The organism is Chryseobacterium luquanense (genome assembly GCF_026460945.1).
Lineage (GTDB): Bacteria > Bacteroidota > Bacteroidia > Flavobacteriales > Weeksellaceae > Chryseobacterium > Chryseobacterium luquanense.
In genome coordinates, this window is the sequence record NZ_JAOVZV010000022.1 from 126,271 (window position 1) to 143,366 (window position 17,096).

The following is a 17,096-nucleotide window of genomic DNA, read 5'->3' on the forward strand; positions in this document are numbered from 1 at the left end:
AAAATAATGAAGATTTTTAGAATTGCAGCACTTTCATGCCTTTTAGTTTTAAGTTTAAACTCTTGTAAAAAAGGGGAGGAGACCAACTGGAAAATTGAGATAAAAAATCCTGCCGAAAAAGTAGAGATTACCGATATTTCAAAAGAATTTTACGATGCGAATGTTCCTTTGGAGCAGTTTAAAGCTAAATTTCCGTGGTTTCAGGGAACCGTTTCTGATGCAGATTTTGCCAAAAACAGAGTGAATCCTGATGAAGTAAAGATTTACAAGGAAGCAATCTCAAAAATCGATCAGGCAAAACTTCAAAAAGAGCTTCAGGATTTATTCTCGCACATCAAATATTATTTTCCGGCATTTAAAACTCCGAAAGTTTATTTGTTTTCGTCGACATTACAGATGATTCAGGATCCGATTTTTTATGATGATAAAACCAATTTTCTTTTTATTGATGTAAGCGGTTTTATGGGTACTAATAATGCAAATTATAAAGGTTTAGAGACTTATTTTCAGAAATCAATGAATCCAAACAATATTGTTCCTAAAGTTTCAAGAATTTTTGCAGAACAGATTGCTCCTTTTTCAACAGATCACCAAAAATTTATCGATCTTTTAGTATACAATGGAAAAATAATGTTGCTTCAGGATGCTTTTCTTCCCGAAACTCCGGATTATCTGAAAATGGATTATGATAAAAAACAATATGATTGGGCAGTGGCAAACGAAGCCAATATTTACAATTATTTTGTTGAAAATAACTTGATTTTTGGTGATGATCATCGTTTGGTAGACCGTTTCATCAATCCTGGACCTTTTTCAAAATTTTATACTGAAATTGACAACGAATCTTCACCAATGGTTGGTGTTTTTACCGGATGGCAGATTTGCAAAGAATATTTAAATAAAAATCCTGATACAAAATTAACCGATTTCCTTAAAATGGATGCCACGGAAATCTTTAATAAAACGGGATACAAACCGAAATTAGAAGAATAAATTTGTTGATTTTTTTTGTTGAAAGTTGATGGAGTAAAGTAATATTAAAAGCAGTCAACTCACAGCCCAAACCCAACAAATAATTAAAATATTAGAAAAATAGAAAAATGAGAAAGACTCAGATAACGATAGATGTAGAGCTGGATGAAAATCACATTCCTGAAAAAATGACATGGAATGCTGAAGATGGCGGAGTAGAAAAAGAAGAAACAAAAGCAGTGATGATTTCTGTTTGGGATGAGAAAGCTTCAGAAGCTTTAAGAATTGACCTTTGGACAAAAGAAATGCCTGTTGATCAAATGAAAATGTTTATGCACCAGATTTTGCTTTCAATGGGAAATACCTATCAAAGAGCAACAGGAGAAGATGATGTTGCAACATGGATTGAGCAAATCGCAGAAGAATTTGCAATTAAATCAGCTATAAAAATGTAAAATCAATTTGAAAATGTGATAATGAGAAAATTTGAAAATTATACACAACGTTGACATTTTTCAAATTCTCAAATTCTCAAATTATTAAATTATAAAACAATGAATTTCAATACAAAAGTTATACACGGAGGACAACATCACGAATCTGCGACAGGTTCTGTGAATGTTCCTGTTTTTTTAACATCCACTTTCGCACAAAAAAGTCCGGGAGTACATTCAGGATACGAATATTCAAGAGCGGCCAACCCTACAAGACAGGCTCTAGAAGACTCTTTGGCAAGTATAGAAAACGGATCAAGGGGGTTAGCTTTCGGTTCTGGTCTGGCTGCAATTGACTGTGTCTTAAAATTATTAAATCCAGGCGATGAAGTGGTTGCGGTGGATGATTTATACGGTGGAACTTACAGAATGTTTACCAGACTTTTTGAAAAGTATCAGTTGAAATTTACCTTCGTGAATTTTGATGATGTTTCAAAAATCGCAGATGTGATTACTGATAAAACCAAATTGATCTGGGTGGAAACTCCTACTAATCCATTGATGAAACTGGTTGACATCAAAGCAGTGGTGGAAATCGCAAAAGGAAAAGATATTCTGGTTGCCGTTGACAATACATTTGCAACTCCATATCTTCAGAGACCAATCGATTTGGGAGCTGATATCGTAATGCACTCAGCAACAAAATATTTGGGTGGTCACTCTGATGTTATCGCAGGAGCTTTGATTGCAAAAGATGCTGAATTGGGAGAAAAACTTCACTTTATTCAGTTTGCAAGCGGTGGAATTTTGGGACCTCACGATTCTTACTTGGTTTTAAGAGGAATTAAAACATTGGCATTAAGAGTTCAGAGACATTCTGAAAACGGAATGGCGGTAGCTAAATATTTAGAATCTCATCCTGCAGTTGCGCAAGTTATTTATCCAGGATTGGAATCTCATCCTCAATATGAATTGGCAAAAGCTCAGATGAAAGATTTTGGAGGAATGGTTTCTTTCACTTTCAAATCCGGAAAAAAGGAAGATGCGATTAAGTTTTTAGAGAAAGTGAGAGTATTTACTTTGGCTGAATCTCTAGGTGGAGTAGAATCTTTGGCCAATCATCCGGCTTTGATGACTCATGCTTCCATCCCTGCAGAAAAACGTGCAGAATTGGGTATTACTGATGATTTAGTTCGTTTGAGCGTTGGAATCGAAGATGCAGAAGATTTGATTGCAGATTTAGAAAAAGCATTTTCTTAAAATAACAAATCATCAACATCCGTCTCACAGCGGATGTTTGTGTATTTATTTTCATATTGTCTTTTCACCACAAGGAACACTAAGAATTTCACAAAGAGCACAATGCCCTGTGAACCTTGTGAAAAACCTTTGTGCACTTTGTGGTAAAATATCACATAGACAAATGATTTTAGATATGTAAAGTAGGCAATCACTTATTTTTAATTAAATTTTAAAATGAAAAATACAAGAAAGGCTACCCTTCAGGACTTACCTCAATTGGCTGAACTGTTTGATCAATACAGGATTTTTTATCACAAAGAATCGGATATTTCTGCATCTGAAGATTTTTTAAAGGAAAGAATAAAGAACAAAGATTCTGAAATTTTTGTTGCTGAAAGTAAAGATCATTTAGTTGGTTTTGTACAACTGTATCCGTTGTTTTCTTCAACAAGAATGAAAAGATATTGGCTGTTGAATGATTTGTTCGTCAACGAAAACTATCGTGGAAAAGGTTTTTCAAAAGAATTAATCGAAGAAGCCAAAGAACTGGCAAAATCTACCAATTCAGCAGGAATTCTCCTCGAAACCGGAAAATCAAACGACATCGGAAATAAACTCTACCCATCTTGTGGATTTGAAATCTATGATGAAGTGAATTTCTATGAATGGAAAATTTCATAATCTAACAATCTACCAATGTATCAGTTTACCAATTTTTTGATTATTACATTGCTAAACTGATACATTGTACACTAGAATATTACCAATTGCTTATTACTCATATTATATGACAGATTTCGAAAAATACATCCAGAGATATTTAGATTTAATTCCATCAGAAAACTGGTTGGAAGAATTAAAAAAGGTTGGTGAAAAAACTGTTTCCCTATATTCTTATTTAACAGAAGAACAATCAAAGTACGCTTATGCAGAAGGAAAATGGACTTTAAAGGAAGTACTTCTTCATTTATCTGATACGGAAAGAGTTTTTCAATACAGAATTTTGGCTATTGCAAGAGGTGAAAAAAAGAATTTGCCTGGTTTTGATGAAGAATTGTATGCTCAAAACTCTTTTGCAAACGAAAGGAGCTTAGATTCTTTGATTGAAGAGTATCAACTAATAAGAAACTCTTCTCTGATTTTACTGGAAACATTGAATCCTTTAGTCTTAAATAATATAGGAACCGCTAATGGAAACCAAATTTCAGCAGAAACAATTGGGAAATTGATTGTTGGACATAATATTCATCATTTGAATGTGATTGAAGAAAGATACTTGCCAAATTTGTGATACCATCAAAAACAAATATTGTAATTCTAATTAGTGTGTTAATCTTTTTGATATCACTCACTCAAGATTGTATGATTTATCAATATTTCGGGGAAATTAATTATCCTTCTTATTCTGCTCTATTATTTGGCGGGGCTCATTTTATAGCTGGAGGATTTTTGGAAGGCTGTATTTGGTTTGCCAATCCATTATTGATTTTTGGGTTGTTTTTATTATTTAAAAAGAATGATAAATCAATTTTCCCATTAATTATTTCTTCTTTTCTTGCATTTACATTCCTATTTTTTGAAAATTTAACTATGACAAAAAGTGGACGAATAGCTCCAATCACTGAGTTGAAATCAGGCTATTTTTTATGGTTGTTTTCAATTTTATTTGCAACTTTCTACTCAATATTTATAAAAATTAAAAAATGGAAAACATCATCAACATATTAAAATCCGGCGGCACAATACTTTATCCTACAGACACCATCTGGGGAATTGGTTGTGACGCAACGAACATAGAAGCTATCAACAAAATTTTCGACATCAAAAAACGTGAAAAAAATAAATCCATGATTATTTTGGTAGAAACAGAGAAGAGATTGCAGGATCTAGTTGACGTTCCTGAAATGGCGTGGGAAATTATGGATTTAAGTGAAAAACCAGTGACAATCGTTTACCAAAGCCCCAAAGGTTTACCGAAAGAATTGTTGGCAGAAGACGGAAGTATTGGGATTCGTCTCGTAAAAGATCTTTACTGCAAAAAGTTGATTACAAAACTGAACAAGCCTTTAGTTTCAACTTCAGCCAATTTTAGTGGAGATAAAAGTCCTTTGAAATTCTCCGATATTTCGAAAGAAATTATTGATTTGGTAGATTTTGCGGTGGAAGAAAACAGAGAAAAAGTTTCGGAGTATTCAGGATCTTCCGTAATCAAAATCTGGAGCGACAATAGAATAAAAATTCTTAGAGAATAAAATTTTATATTTAATTATCTTTGCAAAACTCCATAGCCATTAAGAATTAGAAATTGAGTTTTTAGACCTCAAAATTTGATTTTTAGTGGTTCTACATTAGATCAAGATTCACAACTATGAAAGTGATTGTAAATCTAATATCTAACATCTAATATCTAACATCTTTTAAAAAATGTTCATCAACCTCAATCAAAATCAAAACCTAAAACTTTTTAAGATCATTTCTGAAGTCGCTGCGGCCAATAACCAATCGGTGTACATCGTTGGAGGTTATGTGCGCGATCTTTTAATGAAAAGAAAAGCATCTACCGATATTGATTTTGTGACTGAACAAAGCGGAATTGAATTAGCTCAAAACGTAGGAAAAGAAATCGATCCTAAAATGAAAGTTTCCGTGTTTAAAACATACGGAACGGCAATGATTCGTTATAAAGATTTGGAGTTGGAATTTGTTGGTGCCAGAAAAGAAAGCTATACCGAAGACAGCAGAAAACCAGAGGTAGAAGGCGGAACCATTGAAGACGACCAGAAAAGAAGAGATTTTACTATTAATGCGATGGCAATCTCTCTTAATAAAGACAATTTTGGTGACCTGATTGATCCTTTTGACGGAATTGGAGATTTACAAAAAGAAATTCTCAGAACACCTTTAGAACCTGCGCAAACCTATTCTGACGATCCGTTAAGAATGATGCGAGCAGTTCGTTTTGCCTCCACTTTAAATTTTACCATTGAAGAAAATTCTCTCAATGCTATCAGACAGGAAGCGGAAAGAATCAAAATTGTTTCTATGGAAAGAATCATGGTGGAGTTTAATAAAATTATGCTCTCAAAAAAACCTTCTGTTGGTTTAAAATTAATGGAAGAAACGGGTTTAATGAAATTAATTATTCCTGAACTGATTGATCTGAAGGGTGTAGAAGAAGTTGAGGGGCAAACGCATAAAGACAATTTTTACCACACTTTAGAAGTGGTCGATAATATTTCCGAAAACACAGATAACCTTTGGCTTCGCTGGGCAGCACTGCTACACGACATCGGAAAAGCTCCGACAAAGAAATTCGTTGATGGAACAGGCTGGACTTTCCATGGGCACGAATTTTTAGGTTCAAAAATGGTAAAGACCTTATTTCAGAAACTGAAATTACCGTTGAATGCCGATATGAAATACGTTCAGAAAATGGTGAAACTGTCTTCACGTCCTATTGCACTGGTCACCGATGATGCTTCAGATTCGGCGCTGAGAAGACTGTTGTTTGATGCCGGCGAAGATATGGAAGATCTGTTCACACTTTGCAAAGCGGATATCACGACTAAAAATTCCCGCAAACAGGAAAGGTTTAAGAAAAATTTCCAATATGTTGCAGTTAAAATAAAAGAGGTTGAAGAAAAAGATCAGGTAAGAAATTTCCAGCCGCCAATTTCCGGAGAAGAAATAATGGCAATGTTTAACCTAAAACCCGGACGTGAGATTGGAATTTTAAAGGAAAAAGTGAAGGAAGCGATTCTGGAAGGTGAGATCGGAAATGACAGTGAAGAAGCAAGACAATTTGTGATTACTGAAGCTGAGAAATTAGGATTGACTTTAGCTTAAAATCTTATTATTAAATAAATTATAAAGCAATAGATTTTCATCTGTTGCTTTTTTTGTTTTGAAATTTAACCATCAATAAATCTTAAAATTTTGTTAAAAAAAATCTAAGCCTAACGATTTTGTTATTACATTTGCTAAAGTTCCAGCTCAATTTTGTTTAATATTTAAAATTTTATTGGTGAAAAAAATCTTCTTGATCCTGCCTTTACTTTTTCTGATTTTTTCCTGTGGGAATACAAAAGTAGAAAAAGTAGAAAACGCTTTCTATTACTGGAAATCTAATGATTATCCTTCTAGTTCTAATAAAGAAAAAGATATTTTGATTAATCAAAATATTAAGAAATTATATGTGAAATTTTTCGAGGTCGATTATACGGATGCAATGGGAAGTTTTCCTATTTCTAAAACCGGTTTTTCACTGAATTCTTATTGTGATGAAAAATCTACAAGTTTCTATGAAATTATTCCGACAGTTTATATTAAAAATATTGTTTTTCAGAAAAGTAATGAGAAGGATTTGGATAAACTGGCAGACAATGTCAACTTTCTAATCAATAAATACGCAATCGAAAGATTAGATTCTTTAAAAGTCTCAGAAATCCAGATTGACTGCGATTGGACGGCTTCTACAAAGGATAAATATTTTTATTTTTTAAAAAAACTAAAGCCGATTTCGCAAAAAGTGATTTCAGCTACTTTGAGATTGTATCCATACAAATATCCCAATAAAATGGGCGTTCCACCGGTTGATAAAGTGACTTTGATGTGTTATAATCTAATTAATCCGTTGGCGGATCAGTCTAAAAATTCAATCCTCGATCTCAAAGAGCTGGAAAGTTATCTGAATACCGGAAAAAAATATCCGTTGCATCTGGATGTTGCGCTTCCGGTGTATTCGTGGATGCAGGTTTACCAAAACAATCAGTTTACGGGTGTTCTGTATGATGTGAAAGATATTAAACCACATTTAAAGGAGATAAAACCACTCTGGTACGAAGTACAGAAAGATACCGTGATAAATTATGAAACATATCTGAGAGTGGGCGACAAGATAAAATATGAGGAAATAACGGCAGATAAAATCATTAAAGCTATTTCGATTATCAAGAAAAATATCAAGTTTGATAAAGAAATTACTGTGACACTTTTTCATTTAGACGAAAATCAACTTAACAATTACAGCGATGAAGAAATTAGTCATTTTTACAGCGATTTTATTAAGTAGCGTTTTTTCAGCATGCGGTTTTTATCCTTACGGGGAAGATGTCCGGTTTTATTTTCTGAATCCTAAGAACTTTTCTTATCAGGCCTATTCATCTTTTTATTACTCCGCTTTAAGTTTTGAACAAAATTCTGAAGCTGTAAATTCCAATCACGATAACGAGAAATTGTGGAGAAAATATTGTGATAATAAAGTTATTCTCACAGATATTTCAACGGTTTTGGAGGATTTTAGTTTTTCTGATATTCAGGAAAATTCTGTGAATCCTTTTCTTCATTATTTATATTCCAAAAAAGATATTGAGGCAATCAATTATTTGAAATTTGCCAAAAATTGTGAGTATTTCAATACTTGGCAAGATGATCCGTGGGAAAGAAACGAATATTCTGCTATTACAAAGCGAAATGATTTATTAAACAAAGCAACTGTTTTAGCTTCAAAAAGCAGAAAACCAGAATTCAAAAAAAGATATGCATTTTTGGCAATTCGTCTGGCTTTTTACAATAAGGATATGAAAAGTATTGAAAAGGTTTATGGTCAATATTTTTCTGAAGATCATGTAAACAGTGTTATTGATGTTTGGGCTTTATATTTTAAGGCCATTTCAGAGCCCAATCCAGCTTTAAAGAATCTTTATTTTGCAAAAGTTTTTGCTGCAAGTCCGGCAAAACGTTTTGTTTCATGGCAATATTTTGCGTCGAAAGTTCCAATAAATGATGTTTTAAATTTGGCTAAAAATGAAAAAGAAAAAGCAAATGTTTTACTGCTTTACGGTCTTTATAATCCGGATAAAAATTTAGAAAATATTAAACAGATTTATGCTGAAAACCCAGGTTATGATGGATTAAGTTTTTTGCTTTATCGTGAATTGAGTAAGCTTGAAGATTGGGTTTTCACTCCTTATTATTCTCTTTTTTCTACAAATGATGATTATTGGGGAAGTGATTCTGAAAATGAAAATGAACGTAAAATTTTAGAACGTTCAGATGTTGACAGAGCATATGCAAAACAGGTTTTGGAATTCATCGATTCAGTTGACTTGTCTAAAGTTGAAAATCCGAATTTCTGGAAATATACAAGAGCCGAACTTTTATTTATGACAAAAAAATATACTGAAAGTTTAAATCAAATTGAAGAACTGGAACGAATTTTACCCGCTCAAAATCTCATGCGGAATAATGTTGAAATGATAAAAGCTTTAAATCTTTTCGCTAATCAAAATTATGTAAATGCTGAAATTCCAGATGCGGCGAAAGAAATTATCATTAAAAATAAAGATAACAAACATTTTATATTTGCTTTAGGCAGAGAATTAGAATATTTGGGAAACACTGATGACGCTGCACTTTTATATGCTTCTTTGATTCGCTCAAAAGATGATTATAATTTCGTCTACTATAAATCTTTAAAGAATTCCCATCATACTTTCGGTACTTATTATGTTGACTATTTTGATTATTTAGATGCGGTATATTCGCCTGAACAGGTTTCGGGTTTTATTGATAAAATTAAAGTTTTAAATAATAACACGGATTCATTTTACAGAAATTTTTATTCGGTTGATCAGTCAGAAATCAATTCTTTATATGATTTATTAGGAACAAAATACATCCGGCAAAATAAACTGAATTTAGCTTTGCATGCGTTTAATAAACTCGGCGAAAATTATTTTAATGCACAGTATTCACTTTGGGAAAGAGATGGTAAAGACAATTACTATTCATCCAGCAAAGTTTTTGATCAGAATCCTTTTTATCATTTAAAATATACTCCGGATTTTATTCCTGAAAAAGAACATTTCAGAGTGAATAAAGTTTCGGTGACCAGAAAGCTTATAGAATATCTGAATAAAGCCAATAATCTGAAAGAAAAAGATAGGGATTACTATTATTTCCTGGTGGCAATCTGTTACTACAATATGTCGCAATATGGCAATGCATGGATGATGAGAAGATATTCTGTCAGTTCTGCAGGAAATTATTCTATTCGGGAAGATAATCAGGAATTTAATACAGCCGGTCTAGCAAAATTCTATTATGGCAAAGCCTTAGAAAATGCTCAAACCGATAAATTTAAAGCGTTGTGCCTGAGAATGCAGGGAAGATGTGAAAACTACAGCTACGATTTTAATATTGAGAATACGATAAATTCTTCTTTTCAAACTGATAACTATGAGAATGTAAGATTTGAACAAAATAAATATTATCAGGATCTTAAAAGTAAATATTCAAATCAGTATGAAGATATGATCAGCGGTTGTGAATCTTTTAAAGCTTATTTTAAAGCGAGAAGATAATATTAGTAGAAATAAAAAATGCGGCTTCATAAGAAACCGCATTTTTTTATTTTTAGAAAAATCAGAGATTAATAGTTTTTGTAAACTCCGTTTGCTCCCATTCCAGCTTTAAATTTGCTGACTGCAGCTCCTGCAGTTGTATAAACAGTGATTTCGCTTGGCGCTGTAAATCCTTTTACATCTATTGTGAAAATTCTTCCGTCTATTACATTGAACCCGTAAAGTGTAAAATAATCTCCTCCATCTACTGCTGTAATAAGTGGTGATGTAGGAGCAGTTGTAGCGGTCATCACCATAGAATAAATTTTATTCTTAGAACTGAAATAAAATCTGCCTCCGTCAATTTGAAGATTCGTTCCTTTTTCAATTCCTGTCAATGTTGTCGTGGTGATAGTTCCTCCGGTTGCAGGAATTTGGTGAATGTACGAATTCGAAGTTCCTTCAGCAATTGCATAAACACTGTTGTTGTAAGAAATAATTCTGTTGATGTTAGTTCCGTTTGGTACCTGAATCGGTGTAGCATCAATCGTATTTGAAGTGGTATTGATTTTTGTAATTGTAGTTCCCGGATTGAAAGAATTAGTGTTTTGCACAAAAATATTTCCTCCTGCTTCTACAATTCTTTCAACTGTACTTGTTGATGCAAAATCAATTTTCTTTACAAATGAGTTATCAGATAATTTGTAAACATTTACAAACTTTCCACCTGCATATTTATCATTAGAAACATATAGATTTCCATTAGCAACTGCCATGTAACGAGGGTTGTCTAATTGAGCTGTAATTTCTCCAGATTTTTTAAATGTAACTCGGTCTACTACCTGAATTTTGTTTGAATTATTCAACAAAAGATACGCTTTATCACCATTGAAAACCATTGTCTGAAGTACATCACCTAAGTTTTCGTTGTTGTTTTTTGCTTTATAGATGTCATCCTGCATCAGGCTTAGATCTTTAGTAACAAAAGTTACATCAGCATTTGGTTTTCCAAAATTACCTTCATTGGTAACTAAAAATCCGTTATTGTAATTAATTTCCGGGATAATCTCCTCATAATCCGAAGTACACGAAATCGAAAATAACAGGACGAATCCAAAAATAAACTGTAATAGTCTGTTTAATTTCATAATATTATTGTTTTAAAAATTTATTGTTGTGTTGACACTGTAATTCCTTTTTGGAAGCGGATAATAATCTACCGTTTCATAGACAGTATCTGTAATATTGTTTACTTTAAATCCTAAAGTGTATTTTTTTAAAATTGTTGTCGAAACTCCCGCATTCATTACAAAATAAGGATAAATAGCATATTTTTTACTCTCATCAGAAGTCGTATAAGTTAATCCGTTAAACATTCCCTGTGCGTAAAATTTCAAAAATTTGTATTGATAATCTATATTCGAAGAAACTTTATGCAACGGAACATACGTCAGCTGTTTTTGAGTTGCCAAATCTACGGATTTTGTATAAACATATCCTGCAGTTAGCTTTACAGAATGATTTTTATTAAAACTTTTTTGATAACTGAGCTGAGATTCCAGACCGTAAGATTCTACTTTGTCGGTATTAACAGGAGCCCAATAACCAAACGCAGTTGGTAACCAACGAATCATATTGTCGATTTTCATGTAATATGGATTTAAACTTAGTGTAAAACCTGCCACACTAAATTCATGATTCATATCTGCCTGAACTGAAGTTTCTGATTTAAGATTAAGATTTCCTCCCGGATTCCAATATAAATCATTAAATGATGGAAATCTGAAGTTTTTTGATACGTTTAAATTAACCTGATACCAACTATTTGCTTTCCATTTTCCTGAAAAAGAGTAGAGGAGAGGTGAGTCTATATTTTCAACAAAATCTTGTTTAATTCCAGCTTCAAATCGTAGATTAGACATTGCGAAATATCTTAATAAACCCGCAGCTGAACCAACATTTCTACTTACCTTCTCTATTTTCGAATCTCCTAAACCTTCTCCCTGATTTTGCTGAAATTCACCAATTACATTGATATTCAGTTTAGGAATAATAAAATAATTGAAATCATTTTTAAAAATGTAATTTTTATTAATTCCGCCGCTCGTAAAAGGAGCGTTGTAAACCCCAAAATACTGGAAATTATCTTCCGTGTAAGCTGCTTTTAAACTGTTTGAAATTTTAGATTTATTAATGTCCCAAGAAAGAAGACTTCTCATAGTCTGCGCATTATAACTTGTCTTATTCCCGTTCTCTTCAAGAATTCTGTAATTCTGAGTAGCGTCATAAAACTGACTTTGCCATGAAATTGTCTGATGATTGGCAATCTTATAAGCAGCACCAAAATTGAAAGTTGTATTGTAAAACTTTCCGTTTCTGTTGATGTAATTATTTTTTTCAGGTACTTCGTAATTGTTTTCGCTAATCAGATAATTTCCAGAAGCTTTAAAACTGAATCTATCATTACTGTAAGCTGCTTTCAAAAAATTATTATAAGTTCCGAAAGATGCAGCTTCAGAGTTAAATAACCCGCTAAAACCATTATTGAAGCTCAGGTTATTATTTAAATGAATACTTCCGCCAATTGCTCCGCTTCCGTAAATCACACTTCCGCCACCGGATTTTATGTCCATTTGGTCATACCCGAAAAGTGCAATATTATTAATGTCACCCTGTCCTAAAAACTGAGAATTAATATTAATTCCGTTCCACACAAAAGCAGTCTGTTGAGCCGTTGTTCCTCTGAAAGAAGGTGAAGAAACTGCTCCGCGACCATTTTCTTTGATGTAAACAGGCGATTGGAAACGTAAAACCTCAGAAAGGTTAGACGAATTTTTTTGAATATCTTCTGGAGATAAAGTATTTAACGAATGAAAAAGTTTTACTTTTTTCATCTGATTATCAAATACATAAACCGTGTCGATGATTTTTTCCTGACTATAATAAATTGTCAGGCATGAAGACACAGAAAGTAGGATAAATGCTTTTTTTAAAATCATGTCATATTTGCCTTTCCTCCGAAAGCAATCATTTATTAATATTTAAAATTTCGGCAGGTCTCCTGACTTTCGCTTTTACTACACCTTCCCGTTTTTGACAGTGGTTTTTTGTAGAAAATAAGGTTGCGATTTACAGTTGCGGGGACAGTTTGGGATTTCCACCCAATTCCCTCTTAGTTCCAATCTCTTAGAAACCAAAATTTTTGCAAATATAGTTTTTTTGAAAAGAAAGATTAAGTTTTATTAAAGCTAAAGTAAAATCTTGTAATTCATTAGATTAAAATTTTTAACCGCAAAAAATACAAAGATTATATTTTCAATCATCTGTGTTAATCTGTGCAATCCGTGGGAAAACCTTACAAAAACGTTCCGTCAAAATAAAAAGGAAGCAAATCTTTGATAGAACTCACTTTAATCACTTCATCATTTAGATTAGAAAAATACAATTCAATATTTTCATTTTGTTTCGTTTCATATTCAATAATACTTTGTCGACAAGCGCCACAAGGTGGAATTGGTGGATTTTTCTCTGAAAACTCTTTAGGCCCGCCTACAACAAATATTTTTTTAACAACCTGATTCGGAAAATTAGCTCCAATCCAGAATAAAGCAGTTCTTTCAGCACAAAGTCCGGAAGGAAAAGCTGCATTTTCCTGATTGTTTCCTGAGAAAATTTCACCATTTTCCAGCAACACTGCGCAACCTACAAAGAAGTTGGAGTAGGGAGCATAAGCATTTTCTCTTGCCTGAATTGCTTTTTCAAAAAGCCTATTTTCAACTTCGGTAAGTTCGTTCCTGCTTTTGAAATGTTCGTAATTGATTTTTATATCTTTTTTCATTTTTGCTTGCGTAAAAAGGGGCATAAAAGTAAACCTTTTTGATGAAGCTGGCAATATCTTTGTTACGATAGTAAATCGTAATTTTAAACATTTAAAAAAATAAATTCAATGTTATATTCTCCTATAAAATTTAGAAATGTAGAGCTGAAAAACCGTTGGGTAATGTCGCCTATGTGTATGTATTCCGCAGAAAATGGTTTGGCTAACGATTTTCATTTTGTTCATTACGGAAGTCGTTCTCAAGGTGGAACCGGACTTCTCATCGTAGAAGCAAGTGGAGTAGAACCGAAAGGCAGAATTACCAATCATTGCATGGGAATTTGGAATGACGAACAAGCCGAAAAACTTCAGAAAATTGTAGAATTTGTACACAAAAATTCCGAGAGTAAAATAGGAATTCAGATTGCTCATGCAGGAAGAAAAGGTTCTACATGGGAAAATAAACAAATTTCTCTTGAAGAAGGTTGGGAAACTATTGCGCCAAGTCCTATTCCTTATCATCCGACGGAGAGAATTCCGCATGTATTAACTTTAGAGGAAATTAAAGAACAGATTCAGAATTTTAAAAATGCTGCAAAACGTGCTGTAGATGCTGGTTTTGATGTTGTTGAAATTCACGCAGCTCATGGGTATTTAATTCATCAGTTTTTATCACCACTTTCCAATGTGAGAACCGATGAATACGGAGGAAATTTTGAAAACAGAATCAGATTTTTAATTGAAATTGTAAATGCTGTCAATGAAGAATTGAATGAAAATGTAGCCCTTTTTGTAAGAATTTCCGGAACGGAATATGCAGAAAATGGTTGGGATATTGATGAAAGTGTAGAATTATCTAAAATTTTAAAAGACCACAATGTCGATTTAGTTGATGTTTCAAGTGGTGGAAATATTCACGGAGCAAAAATTTCTGTTTTTGATGGTTATCAGGTTCCTTTTTCTTCGGCGGTGAGAAATAAGGCAAATGTAAAAACCGGAGCGGTTGGTTTAATCACAAAAACTGAACAGGCGGAAGAAATTTTGCAAAACGGTGAAGCTGATTTAATATTTGTGGCAAGAGAAATTTTAAGAAACCCATATTTGGCGGTTCACGGTTCTTTTGAAACGAAAGAAGAATGTTTTTTTCCACATCAGTATTTGAGAGCGAAAATTTCTTCTTAATTTTAGCTGCGAATTTAAAAAACGACAATGCATATAGAAGATTTCATGCTTCCATGTCCCAGCAAAAAGTTTTTGGGAATAGAATGTTTCGGTTGCGGAACTCAAAGAGCTATTGTAATGGTTTTTCAGGGTAAATTTTCTGAGGCATTTCAAATGTTTCCGGCAGTTTACACTTTATTGTTGTTTTTCTGCTTTGTGGGACTTAACTTTATCGACAAAAAAAGAAATTACGGTCAGGTTTTAATTTTTTTAGCAATAATTAATTCTGTAATAATGGTTTTTTCTTATTTTTATAAACATTTTTTCATTTACTATTAAACTAAACATTAAAAATAAATTATGAATCAACAAAAATTACCAAATGCTACGGCGGTACTTGTTTTAGGAATCGTCTCAATTGTAGGATGTTGTTGCTATGGAGTTGTAGGGCTTATTGCCGGAATTATCGGCCTTGTTCTTTACAAAAAAGATAATGCATTGTACCAAGCAAATCCAACAATGTACTCAGATTACAACAATCTTAATACGGGGAAAATTCTTTGTATTATAGGTTTGTCACTAAGTGCGCTGTATCTTATTTTAAATATTGTAATGATTTCTGTTTTCGGATGGGAAGCTCTTTCAGATCAACAATTAATGCAGGAACGTATCAGAGAATTGATGGGACAATAATAATTTTTCAAATAAATTTTATAAGACTGCAGAAATGCAGTCTTTTTTATTTAATTTTTCAATGTAAAGAGAATTAAAAATTATCTTTGTCTTATAATAGCAACCTGTTTTTAATATGAATAAATTAATTAAACTCCTTTTTCTTTTAATTTTCAGTATCGGTTTTTCGCAAACCAATAGATTTATTTATGAGCTCGACCTGAAAAAATATACTAAGAACGTTAAGATAAACATGGTTTTAGATGTTACTAAAGATGAGGTGAAGTTTTATGATTATGGTTTTATTGAGGCAGATTCTATTGGTAAAAGAAATAATGTCAATCAGTTTTATAATACTCAGGTCGATCAATTAGTTATTAGAAAAACGAACAGTTTTGAGAATACTGAGTTTCACGACAGTATGTTCGATTATTTCAGTATTACTTCTAAAGATGAAATGGGTTGGAAAATTGAAAAAGAAACTAAGAAATCTGGTGAATATACACTTCAAAAAGCTACAACGAATTTTGGCGGAAGATTTTGGACAGCCTGGTTTTGTACAGCAATTCCTTTTCAGGAAGGTCCATATAAATTCAGAGGTTTGCCGGGATTAATATTTGAGTTAAATGATCAAAATAAAGATTTCTCTTATACTTTAATTAAAATTAAAAAACTTAATGAAGATTTTGATACGAAGAAGTTTTTAGAAACACATTATGGAACTCAACCAATTCGTGTGAATAGAAAACAATATCATGACGTAAAAATAAATTATTATAATGATCCTGTTTCTGAAGGCAGAAAAATACTAAAAAACGGAGGAAACATTACTTTTCAGGGAGAAAAAGTAACAACAGTAGAGCAGCTTGATCAAAAAAGAAAATCAATTCAGAAAAGCATCAAAAATTATTACAGTCCATTAGAATTGGATAAAGCAATCCCGTATCCTAACTAATTTTTAATTTAAACTATCATGAAGGCAAAGTAATCCTTAATTTTTTTAGGAAGCCTTTTCATTGTAACTCTTGGAGCCACTGTTTATATTACAGATGAAAATGATCACAAAGAGTGCAAAAATAGTACAGAATATTCTGTCTAAAAAGACGGAATAAATATTAAAACTAAAAAAAATATTTGTAAAGAAAGGTTTAATTTTTAATGATTTAGAAGGTGTCGTAGTTTTACGACATGAAATCGTAGAATTACTACAAAATCTCAGATATTGTCTTTGAAATGTAAATTTTAAAAACGTTGGTTCTATCTTTGAAGTATAGAAATCACAAAATATTAACGAATAAATTTACTTATCATGGCAGCAAATTCAAGAGGAATCTTAAAATTCAACGGTAGCGAAGGACAGAAATTATTAAAGCTGAATTACAGCGTTTCAAGATCTACAGACGTTTCAGGTAGAGTAGCTTCAGATCCATCTAATGCAATCATCAAATTAACAAT

At 32.4% G+C, this 17,096-nt stretch carries 17 protein-coding genes, 1 pseudogene and 1 riboswitch; of the genes and pseudogenes, 15 read left to right on the plus strand and 3 right to left on the minus strand.

All coding sequences use genetic code 11. The features are described 5' to 3' along the window. Positions 1 to 6 precede the first annotated feature (6 nt). The 10 genes from gldB to OEA66_RS18755 all read left to right on the plus strand — a co-directional run bounded on the left by gldB (position 7) and on the right by OEA66_RS18755 (position 10,012). Positions 7 to 993, plus strand: a complete 987-nt coding sequence (gldB, locus tag OEA66_RS18710) for a gliding motility lipoprotein GldB (RefSeq protein ID WP_267282831.1) — start codon at positions 7 to 9, stop codon at positions 991 to 993. 107 nt (positions 994 to 1,100) lie between these two features. Continuing rightward, positions 1,101 to 1,427 (plus strand): gliding motility protein GldC, encoded by a 327-nt coding sequence (gene gldC / locus OEA66_RS18715; protein WP_267264364.1) that lies wholly within the window; start codon positions 1,101 to 1,103, stop codon positions 1,425 to 1,427. A gap of 99 nt (positions 1,428 to 1,526) precedes the next feature. Beyond that, a complete protein-coding gene (locus OEA66_RS18720) occupies positions 1,527 to 2,666 on the plus strand; it encodes a cystathionine gamma-synthase (RefSeq protein WP_267282832.1) in 1,140 nt (379 codons plus the stop codon). A gap of 216 nt (positions 2,667 to 2,882) precedes the next feature. Further along, positions 2,883 to 3,329 (plus strand): GNAT family N-acetyltransferase, encoded by a 447-nt coding sequence (locus tag OEA66_RS18725; protein WP_267282833.1) that lies wholly within the window; start codon positions 2,883 to 2,885, stop codon positions 3,327 to 3,329. A gap of 64 nt (positions 3,330 to 3,393) precedes the next feature. Beyond that, entirely contained in the window at positions 3,394 to 3,939 is a 546-nt protein-coding gene (locus OEA66_RS18730) for a DinB family protein (protein WP_267282834.1), read from the plus strand. Between the two features lie 71 nt (positions 3,940 to 4,010). Further along, positions 4,011 to 4,376, plus strand: a complete 366-nt coding sequence (locus OEA66_RS18735) for a hypothetical protein (RefSeq protein WP_267282835.1) — start codon at positions 4,011 to 4,013, stop codon at positions 4,374 to 4,376. Continuing rightward, positions 4,352 to 4,900 carry an L-threonylcarbamoyladenylate synthase gene (locus tag OEA66_RS18740; RefSeq protein WP_267282836.1) on the plus strand — a complete coding sequence of 183 codons (549 nt, stop codon included), beginning with the start codon at positions 4,352 to 4,354 and terminating at the stop codon, positions 4,898 to 4,900. The genes OEA66_RS18735 and OEA66_RS18740 overlap by 25 nt, the downstream gene beginning before the upstream one ends. Positions 4,901 to 5,072: 172 nt before the next feature. Next, positions 5,073 to 6,494 (plus strand): CCA tRNA nucleotidyltransferase, encoded by a 1,422-nt coding sequence (locus OEA66_RS18745; RefSeq protein WP_267282837.1) that lies wholly within the window; start codon positions 5,073 to 5,075, stop codon positions 6,492 to 6,494. A 178-nt stretch (positions 6,495 to 6,672) separates the two neighbouring features. After that, positions 6,673 to 7,719, plus strand: coding sequence for a hypothetical protein (locus tag OEA66_RS18750; protein WP_267282838.1), 1,047 nt, complete (start codon positions 6,673 to 6,675; stop codon positions 7,717 to 7,719). Next, entirely contained in the window at positions 7,679 to 10,012 is a 2,334-nt protein-coding gene (locus OEA66_RS18755; protein ID WP_267282839.1) for a hypothetical protein, read from the plus strand. The genes OEA66_RS18750 and OEA66_RS18755 overlap by 41 nt, the downstream gene beginning before the upstream one ends. Before the next feature lie 68 nt (positions 10,013 to 10,080). Here the strand turns inward: OEA66_RS18755 and OEA66_RS18760 are convergent, their stop codons facing one another. The 3 genes from OEA66_RS18760 to cdd all read right to left on the minus strand — a co-directional run bounded on the left by OEA66_RS18760 (position 10,081) and on the right by cdd (position 13,829). After that, entirely contained in the window at positions 10,081 to 11,139 is a 1,059-nt protein-coding gene (locus OEA66_RS18760) for a YncE family protein (RefSeq protein WP_267282840.1), read from the minus strand. Positions 11,140 to 11,151: 12 nt separating this feature from the next. Beyond that, positions 11,152 to 12,990, minus strand: a complete 1,839-nt coding sequence (locus OEA66_RS18765) for a TonB-dependent receptor plug domain-containing protein (protein WP_267282841.1) — start codon at positions 12,988 to 12,990, stop codon at positions 11,152 to 11,154. A 35-nt stretch (positions 12,991 to 13,025) separates the two neighbouring features. Beyond that, a riboswitch (cobalamin riboswitch) is annotated at positions 13,026 to 13,204 on the minus strand. A 142-nt stretch (positions 13,205 to 13,346) separates the two neighbouring features. Next, a complete protein-coding gene (gene cdd, locus OEA66_RS18770; protein ID WP_267282842.1) occupies positions 13,347 to 13,829 on the minus strand; it encodes a cytidine deaminase in 483 nt (160 codons plus the stop codon). 108 nt (positions 13,830 to 13,937) lie between these two features. Here cdd and namA point away from each other — a divergent pair, with 108 nt between their 5' ends. From namA to OEA66_RS20565, 5 genes and pseudogenes are all read left to right on the plus strand, one after another. Then, entirely contained in the window at positions 13,938 to 14,990 is a 1,053-nt protein-coding gene (namA, locus tag OEA66_RS18775) for an NADPH dehydrogenase NamA (protein ID WP_267282843.1), read from the plus strand. A gap of 27 nt (positions 14,991 to 15,017) precedes the next feature. Next, complete coding sequence (locus OEA66_RS18780) at positions 15,018 to 15,308, plus strand: DUF2752 domain-containing protein (protein ID WP_267282844.1); 291 nt, start codon at positions 15,018 to 15,020, stop codon at positions 15,306 to 15,308. Between the two features lie 21 nt (positions 15,309 to 15,329). Then, positions 15,330 to 15,662, plus strand: coding sequence for a CCC motif membrane protein (locus OEA66_RS18785; RefSeq protein WP_267282845.1), 333 nt, complete (start codon positions 15,330 to 15,332; stop codon positions 15,660 to 15,662). 115 nt (positions 15,663 to 15,777) lie between these two features. Beyond that, positions 15,778 to 16,596 (plus strand): GLPGLI family protein, encoded by an 819-nt coding sequence (locus OEA66_RS18790; RefSeq protein ID WP_267282846.1) that lies wholly within the window; start codon positions 15,778 to 15,780, stop codon positions 16,594 to 16,596. A gap of 354 nt (positions 16,597 to 16,950) precedes the next feature. Further along, a pseudogene (locus tag OEA66_RS20565) lies at positions 16,951 to 17,096 on the plus strand (type VI secretion system tube protein TssD); the annotation flags it as partial.

What these genes read in the sequence shown, in the direction of transcription:
- gldB (WP_267282831.1), top strand. Translation starts at nt 7, where the DNA reads ATGAAGATTTTTAGAATTGCAGCACTTTCATGCCTTTTAGTTTTAAGT.
- gldC (WP_267264364.1), top strand. Translation starts at nt 1,101, where the DNA reads ATGAGAAAGACTCAGATAACGATAGATGTAGAGCTGGATGAAAATCAC.
- OEA66_RS18720 (WP_267282832.1), top strand. Translation starts at nt 1,527, where the DNA reads ATGAATTTCAATACAAAAGTTATACACGGAGGACAACATCACGAATCT.
- OEA66_RS18725 (WP_267282833.1), top strand. Translation starts at nt 2,883, where the DNA reads ATGAAAAATACAAGAAAGGCTACCCTTCAGGACTTACCTCAATTGGCT.
- OEA66_RS18735 (WP_267282835.1), top strand. Translation starts at nt 4,011, where the DNA reads ATGATTTATCAATATTTCGGGGAAATTAATTATCCTTCTTATTCTGCT.
- OEA66_RS18740 (WP_267282836.1), top strand. Translation starts at nt 4,352, where the DNA reads ATGGAAAACATCATCAACATATTAAAATCCGGCGGCACAATACTTTAT.
- OEA66_RS18745 (WP_267282837.1), top strand. Translation starts at nt 5,073, where the DNA reads ATGTTCATCAACCTCAATCAAAATCAAAACCTAAAACTTTTTAAGATC.
- OEA66_RS18755 (WP_267282839.1), top strand. Translation starts at nt 7,679, where the DNA reads ATGAAGAAATTAGTCATTTTTACAGCGATTTTATTAAGTAGCGTTTTT.
- OEA66_RS18760 (WP_267282840.1), bottom strand. Translation starts at nt 11,139, where the DNA reads ATGAAATTAAACAGACTATTACAGTTTATTTTTGGATTCGTCCTGTTA.
- OEA66_RS18765 (WP_267282841.1), bottom strand. Translation starts at nt 12,990, where the DNA reads ATGATTTTAAAAAAAGCATTTATCCTACTTTCTGTGTCTTCATGCCTG.
- cdd (WP_267282842.1), bottom strand. Translation starts at nt 13,829, where the DNA reads ATGAAAAAAGATATAAAAATCAATTACGAACATTTCAAAAGCAGGAAC.
- namA (WP_267282843.1), top strand. Translation starts at nt 13,938, where the DNA reads ATGTTATATTCTCCTATAAAATTTAGAAATGTAGAGCTGAAAAACCGT.
- OEA66_RS18780 (WP_267282844.1), top strand. Translation starts at nt 15,018, where the DNA reads ATGCATATAGAAGATTTCATGCTTCCATGTCCCAGCAAAAAGTTTTTG.
- OEA66_RS18785 (WP_267282845.1), top strand. Translation starts at nt 15,330, where the DNA reads ATGAATCAACAAAAATTACCAAATGCTACGGCGGTACTTGTTTTAGGA.
- OEA66_RS18790 (WP_267282846.1), top strand. Translation starts at nt 15,778, where the DNA reads ATGAATAAATTAATTAAACTCCTTTTTCTTTTAATTTTCAGTATCGGT.